Raw genomic sequence first — 1,491 nt, 5'->3', positions numbered from 1 at the left:
ACCTGCGTGCCGCCCGAGTAGCTGTTATTGCCGGCAAGCTGCAACGTGCCCGTGCCCCCGAGCGTCAGCTTGCCGCTGCCCGAGATATCGTTGCGCCACGTATCGTTTGCGCTGAAGCCGCCTTGCGTCGCATCCATATTGATCCCGACGCCGCCGTTGAACTGGCCGTAACCGTTGAACGCCGCGAATGCGTCGATGCGTCCGTAGCCTTCCGGATCGTCCATCACCGGGAAACCGGACGGAAACTCGGTCGTCTTGATCACCACGCGGCGCTGGTCCGCGGTGAGATACGGATAACGCGTCTCGAGCAGCACCTCGGCGCCCTTCGGAACCACGGGCGGCGCATCGGTCGATTCGATCTGCGCGAAGCCGAACGTCATGCGCCTGATGTCGTTGGCCTTGTTCGTCGCGAAGTCGGCGAACCGGTCGGTAGCGGGCGTTCCCGAATGCGCAAACGCAAGGAAACTGGCGGGCGTCGTATTCGTTGCCGCTTCCAGTGCGGTATGCGCCTGCTGGAACGCTTCGGTCTTTAGCGTGGCGTTTGCCGGATCGCTCAGATTGGCCACGGTCGCCGCGATCGCGAACATGCGGCCCGCCATCACATCGAGCGGCGAATGCATGCCCGCAAGAATGCGGTTCTCGCCCAGTTCGAGCCCGCGCGAAATCATCTCGGGCCCGCGCTCGGGCAGACAGTACGCCATCGTCAGCGCGTCGCGCATCGCCTCCGCTTCGTGGCCGCTGATAAAGCCGCCGTCGGTCGTCGGGTCCGTGCTTTCGGCCGGCACCAGCGTCGGATCGACGATCACGCTCGTGCTCCACCGGTAAGGCCGCGCGTACTTGTAAAAGCGCTTGGGCGGCTCGGTCGATGCGTTATTGCCCATCGCGGAAAGCAGGTCCACCACATGCCCGAAGGTCGGATTCCCGCTGCTGCCGACGCCGATATTGTTCCCCATGTCGTTGAACAGCACGCTCGTCGCATCCGCGGGAATGCTCGTGATGGTGGTGGTCTGCTGGGCCGCCGCGCGCCATGCGTCGGTGAGCGGCCCCATGCCGTCGGTCACGCTGAAGCCCTTGCCGCGCCGGTCGTCGAAATAGGCCGCGTCGGCCTGGGCCTGCGTGCGATTCGTCGTCTCGTTGATCGCAAACTGGATGTTCTGGGTCAGCACGGGCGCATTGAGGATCGTGCCGCCCGGCGTGCCGTCGTTGGGCAAACCGGTCCACGTTGACGGCACGATAGCCGGAAACGTCCCGACCGCGGGCGCGGTCTCGCCGGCATCCACCAGCAGCGTGAGCGGCATCCATAGATCGAGAAAACGCGAGACGAGACGCACACCCGCATTGGTGGCCACCGTAGCGAAGCGCGCGTCGCCGCGCTGGTTGGTCGCGATGTTGTCGACGAACGCGGGGACGTCGGGAACCGGCGCGCTATCGACGAAACTCTGGTCCGCCGGCGGCGGCGGCGCCGATGCATTCGTGCTGCTGTTGTTATTG

At 65.3% G+C, this 1,491-nt stretch carries 1 protein-coding gene; it reads right to left on the bottom strand.

Annotated features, from left to right (window positions below; translation table 11 throughout):
• The coding region (locus tag ACYPXD_RS01430) for a phosphatase PAP2 family protein (protein WP_459706619.1) at nucleotides 1-1,491 on the bottom strand (1,491 nt) is incomplete at both ends.

The organism is Paraburkholderia sp. 2C, from assembly GCF_054589215.1.
Note: the sequence above shows the minus strand (reverse complement) of the source record. Positions and strands in the feature narration are given on the sequence as shown.